The 5,496-nt window shown below is 38.8% G+C and carries 6 protein-coding genes; 5 read left to right on the top strand and 1 reads right to left on the bottom strand.

Going from position 1 to position 5,496, the window contains the following annotated elements:
* Window positions 1–64: 64 nt before the first annotated feature.
* From L654_RS0117980 to L654_RS0117955, 5 genes are all read left to right on the top strand, one after another.
* Window positions 65–1,233 (top strand): IS3 family transposase gene (locus L654_RS0117980; RefSeq protein WP_139016089.1). Its coding sequence is split into 2 segments (ribosomal slippage): window positions 65–341 and window positions 341–1,233, totalling 1,170 coding nucleotides; the frame shifts between segments, so codons are not numbered across the junction.
* Between the two features lie 84 nt (window positions 1,234–1,317).
* The gene (locus tag L654_RS0117975; protein ID WP_024608665.1) at window positions 1,318–1,851 is read left to right on the top strand and encodes a hypothetical protein; all 534 of its coding nucleotides are present in this window, start codon (window positions 1,318–1,320) and stop codon (window positions 1,849–1,851) included.
* Window positions 1,852–1,974: 123 nt separating this feature from the next.
* A complete protein-coding gene (locus L654_RS0117970; RefSeq protein ID WP_024608664.1) occupies window positions 1,975–2,208 on the top strand; it encodes an AlpA family phage regulatory protein in 234 nt (77 codons plus the stop codon).
* 420 nt (window positions 2,209–2,628) lie between these two features.
* On the top strand, window positions 2,629–3,495 hold the full coding sequence (locus L654_RS0117960) for an inovirus-type Gp2 protein (protein ID WP_024608662.1): 867 nt from the start codon (window positions 2,629–2,631) through the stop codon (window positions 3,493–3,495).
* A 175-nt stretch (window positions 3,496–3,670) separates the two neighbouring features.
* Window positions 3,671–4,213, top strand: coding sequence for an HGGxSTG domain-containing protein (locus tag L654_RS0117955; RefSeq protein ID WP_024608661.1), 543 nt, complete (start codon window positions 3,671–3,673; stop codon window positions 4,211–4,213).
* A 50-nt stretch (window positions 4,214–4,263) separates the two neighbouring features.
* On the opposite strand, the gene L654_RS0117950 is transcribed toward L654_RS0117955, so the two are convergent.
* Window positions 4,264–5,432, bottom strand: a protein-coding gene (locus tag L654_RS0117950) for an IS3 family transposase (RefSeq protein WP_139016089.1) whose coding sequence is annotated in 2 segments (ribosomal slippage) — window positions 4,264–5,156 and window positions 5,156–5,432 — 1,170 coding nt in all. Because the reading frame shifts where the segments join, the coding sequence is not laid out codon by codon here.
* Between the last annotated feature and the right edge of the window lie 64 nt (window positions 5,433–5,496).

Here is a 5,496-nt window from a genome sequence, read left to right as displayed (position 1 = left end):
TGACGTGGTTTAATGGATTCGACTACCCCAGTTAAGAGATAATCAACTTAACTGGAGATCGATAATGACAAAACGTAAAAAGTATTCCAAAGAATTTAAACTTGATGCCATCGCATTAGTTGTTGAGCAAAACTACTCTCAAGCAGAAGCCTCTAGAAATTTAGGGGTAAATCCCAACATGCTTGGTCGGTGGATAAAAGAAGCTGAAAATGATGATGGGCAGGCTTTTAGAGGGAATGGTAATTTGACCCCTGAGCAAGAAGAGATCAGAGAGCTAAAAGCGCAAGTGAAACGCCTAGAAATGGAGCGTGAAATATTAAAAAAAGCGACGGTCTTCTTTGCCAAAGAAACGAAGTGAAATACTCGTTCATAACCCAATACAAGAAGACCTGGCCTGTGGCGGTAATGTGCCGAATACTGGGTGTAAAAAGTAACAATTACTATAGTTATCAAAAGCGATATTCAACTAAATCAGAGGATCCAACACATCAAGAAATGATTGATTGGGTCAAGGACATAGCGCACTTCAGTGATAATACTTACGGTGAAAGGCGTATTCAGAAAGTCTTAAATGCACTCGGTTTTCCGGTGAGCCGTCACAAAACAGCACAGTTAATGAAAGAGGCAAATGTCTGGGTGCGTTATAAAAAGAAATACAAAGTAACAACGAATAGTGACCATAACAAGCCTATTTATCCCAATGTACTTGAGCAAAACTTCAACGTTGAAGCCGCTGATCAAGCTTGGGTACAAGATATCACTTATGTTTGGACTGCAGAAGGTTGGTTATATCTGGCGGTAGTGATTGATTTATATTCGCGTAAAGTCGTTGGTTGGAGCATGGGCTCACGAATGAAAGCGCAGCTTGTCTGTGACGCACTGACTATGGCGATGTGGCAACGCCAACCCAAAGCAGGGTTGATTATCCATTCAGATCAAGGGGTTCAATATGCAAGCCATCAATATCGTAGATTGCTCAAGTCAAACGACTTCATTGGTAGCATGAGTAAGAAAGGTTGTTGCTGGGATAATGCTGTTGCAGAAAGCTTCTTCGGTAGTTTGAAGCAAGAGCGCGTGCATTGGAAAAATTACCCAACGCGTTATGAAGCTCAACAGGATGTAATGAATTACATCTGCATGTGGTACAACAGTCGTCGCTTACATTCGTACTTAAATTATCAAAGCCCAAATGACTTTGAAGAACGAACCGAAACATTAGATATGGTTTCTTAACTAGGGTGACTGAATTTAGTTGACCACGTCAGAGTTAACAGGCTAAAGACCAATAATGAGTTATTTCCTGATGATGGGCATACAATGCTTAAAGAAGTTGATAACGAACTTAATATCATTGCGAAGACTCTTGGCTCAACCTATAACACGGTAGAGCATCAATTGAATGACGCTATAACCAGCGCACTTTTGATTGGTTATCATACTGGTGCCCATGATATGAGAGTCAACCTTGAAAGACATGCTAACAATGGTTTCCAAAAGGCTGTTCTTGATCCTCAAAAAGGAGGTAAGACTAAAGCGGGTAAGGTTGAGCCTCTTAAAAGGCTAATTGATGAAATGGCTATATTTTTATACACGAATAGCTGTTTAGGCAAGTTCACTAAAGAATATGCCGCAAGTGCGATTTTTCAGGTGTTGTATGAGTTTAATCTCAATAATAAATCATATGAATGTTTCAGCGCATTCACCAATAATGAAATGAAAGAACAATTCGTGAAACGGAATATAAAACATCTCAAAAAAGTCTCTACATTAAAGTCCCCACCTGTTAGTAAGTTGGTGCAAGTACTTAAGATTAATTATAAAAATTCAAACATAAAAAAAACATTGAAATAAATTACTCTTATTTATCAGTAACTAAAGTGTAAATTAAAGCCCTATTCTTAGTATGTAGGGTTTTACATAATCTCAGATATCGCAAAATTCTCCAATCAACAATGATGAACCGGAGAAACCAATATGAACCAACTAACAGCACCAACAACACAATTCACTGACCGCCTAGTGAGAGAAGCCGAGCGCGTAAAAATCACATCAGTTTCACGAACAAGTGCATGGCTACTAGAGAAAAAAGGCTTATTCCCAAAACGACGTAAACTGCATGCCGATAGTGACAGAGTGTGCTGGCTACTAAGTGAGCTTCTAGAATTTGTGCAATCCCGCGAGGTCATCAACATGAACTCAGCTTTATGATCAATAACCCCCTGCCAGACCTTGCTATGTATATTGACGATGCTCGAATGATTAAGAAGCCTGAATTGCAGAAGCTTCTTAACATCAGCAGGTCAACACTTGGGCGTTGGATAAAGGCAGGCCACTTTCCTCCACCAGCCCATGTAATAAATGGGCGATCCATGTGGCATTTTCAAGATTATAAAAATTGGCTAGCTAAAAATCACTCAAAAGCAGGTAAATAACCTGCTTTTTTTTGCCTGCTGATGACGCACTTTGAAGCAAATTGATCAGTAAAAACACGCTATCCAACAATCAATAAATACATCTTACTTATTATTTTAAAAGAGCTTTTATTTATAAAGCGCTTATCCCCTCGCAGCGGATATTAAATAATATAAGAAAGATACTTACTAATTACTAAACCAAATAGATATAACAATGACCTTTAAAATAACGACAGCAAACTCATTAGAATTTATATACAAAGATCATAGCTACAGAGTATTTAAGCCAAAATCAAAAGGACAAGACTTAAAAGCATTAACTAAAGTGTTTAAGCACTGTGAAAGCATGTTATCGCATTACTCTAAAGTATTTGTCGCAAGAATAGAATTAAGCACTAAAGCCTACTCTGCGAATAATCAGATATTCTTAATGTTTATTAAAAAGCAGTTATCTATACTCTCAAAGCAATACAGCAGTAGAGTAAGCTATATATGCGCTAGAGAAAGAAATGCATCTTCAAACCACCATTACCACCTAGCTGTGTTACTAAGTGGTCATAAAATCAATCATAGTCATAAGCTAACTCACCAATTAAAGCATGCTTGGGAGTCTCAAGGCTTGGGCTCTGCTTCATTTGTTAAACATCCATACTATGTAATGCAAAGGGGAAATAAGCAAAGCGTAGGACCTGCTATATACAGGCTTAGCTATCTAACTAAACAAGCTACAAAGGAAAAGCATATAAAAGCACACAGCTACTTATTTAATAAGCTTATTCACTCACCTGAACGTGACTGTAAGCGCTTTAAAGATATCTTGCTGGTAAACCCTGCCTTTACATATCAACAAAGCCTCCATAATGCATTAGTGAAGTCCTCTACCTCAAATATTGGTGGGCTGCATACAAAAGACAATAAATTCAACCAACACAAAAACCAACAAGCTCATTTATCTACACAAGTCGATCAATATAGTATTGCTGACAACGATCACCTATCAGTGCAGCACTCTATGCACCGAAGGCCATACCTACAAGCTGAGCGATCACTTTATTTAAGCTTCCGCGAGAAAACGCCATAAAGTGATCGCATTCCTAAGCAACCAAAATTAATAAGCTACTGATTAATATGTAAATTACTGCGGTGGTGAAATGCTACATGTCATATTTTAAAATTTCACAAATATAAATTTTTCTAAAATCAAAGCCCATGAACCGAAAAACAACCGAACATGATCGATCATAAAAAGGCAAAAAATGAGTAAGTTTGATTTAGACAGTCTACCCAAGTGCGGGGCTAAAACACGTACAGGTAATCCCTGTAAGCGCTTAGGTAACAAGAGTAATGGTCGATGTAAATTGCATGGTGGTCGCTCTACAGGCGCAAAAACAACTGAAGGCAAACTTGCCGTACGTACTAACCCTATCAAAAATGGAGCTGGTTGGAACGTCATACAAGGCTATGATCCAGAGTTAAGTGAATACTCTATCGAAGCATATCTCCAGTTGTTCGATATGGCTAAGCTAAATAATACAGATAGCAGCGAGTTAAACGCATTAATAGCGCAACACAGAGTTGCATTAGAATGCTTTAAATATCGCGTTCTTGAGTGCTATGGCGTGGATAGCTTTATTATTATCCAATCGGCTCTTGATGCATATTACAAAGATACTGATAGTCAACACCTCCATTTTCATATCCACACGAAGGTAGTAAAAGCTCCCTATTTCCACCAGCATATGAGTGAAGCAAGAAAGCAATTTCTACTTATTAATAAAGCCTTTAAGTTTAATTGGTAGTAACCGTCAACGGTTGACGTGACGTGGTCAACTAAATTCAGTCACCCTAGTTAAGAAACCATATCTAATGTTTCGGTTCGTTCTTCAAAGTCATTTGGGCTTTGATAATTTAAGTACGAATGTAAGCGACGACTGTTGTACCACATGCAGATGTAATTCATTACATCCTGTTGAGCTTCATAACGCGTTGGGTAATTTTTCCAATGCACGCGCTCTTGCTTCAAACTACCGAAGAAGCTTTCTGCAACAGCATTATCCCAGCAACAACCTTTCTTACTCATGCTACCAATGAAGTCGTTTGACTTGAGCAATCTACGATATTGATGGCTTGCATATTGAACCCCTTGATCTGAATGGATAATCAACCCTGCTTTGGGTTGGCGTTGCCACATCGCCATAGTCAGTGCGTCACAGACAAGCTGCGCTTTCATTCGTGAGCCCATGCTCCAACCAACGACTTTACGCGAATATAAATCAATCACTACCGCCAGATATAACCAACCTTCTGCAGTCCAAACATAAGTGATATCTTGTACCCAAGCTTGATCAGCGGCTTCAACGTTGAAGTTTTGCTCAAGTACATTGGGATAAATAGGCTTGTTATGGTCACTATTCGTTGTTACTTTGTATTTCTTTTTATAACGCACCCAGACATTTGCCTCTTTCATTAACTGTGCTGTTTTGTGACGGCTCACCGGAAAACCGAGTGCATTTAAGACTTTCTGAATACGCCTTTCACCGTAAGTATTATCACTGAAGTGCGCTATGTCCTTGACCCAATCAATCATTTCTTGATGTGTTGGATCCTCTGATTTAGTTGAATATCGCTTTTGATAACTATAGTAATTGTTACTTTTTACACCCAGTATTCGGCACATTACCGCCACAGGCCAGGTCTTCTTGTATTGGGTTATGAACGAGTATTTCACTTCGTTTCTTTGGCAAAGAAGACCGTCGCTTTTTTTAATATTTCACGCTCCATTTCTAGGCGTTTCACTTGCGCTTTTAGCTCTCTGATCTCTTCTTGCTCAGGGGTCAAATTACCATTCCCTCTAAAAGCCTGCCCATCATCATTTTCAGCTTCTTTTATCCACCGACCAAGCATGTTGGGATTTACCCCTAAATTTCTAGAGGCTTCTGCTTGAGAGTAGTTTTGCTCAACAACTAATGCGATGGCATCAAGTTTAAATTCTTTGGAATACTTTTTACGTTTTGTCATTATCGATCTCCAGTTAAGTTGATTATCTCTTAACTGGGGTAGTCGAATCCATTAAACCACGTCA

Source organism: Pseudoalteromonas sp. TAB23, from assembly GCF_000498075.1.
Taxonomy (GTDB): Bacteria; Pseudomonadota; Gammaproteobacteria; order Enterobacterales; family Alteromonadaceae; genus Pseudoalteromonas; species Pseudoalteromonas arctica.
Note: the sequence above shows the minus strand (reverse complement) of the source record. Positions and strands in the feature narration are given on the sequence as shown.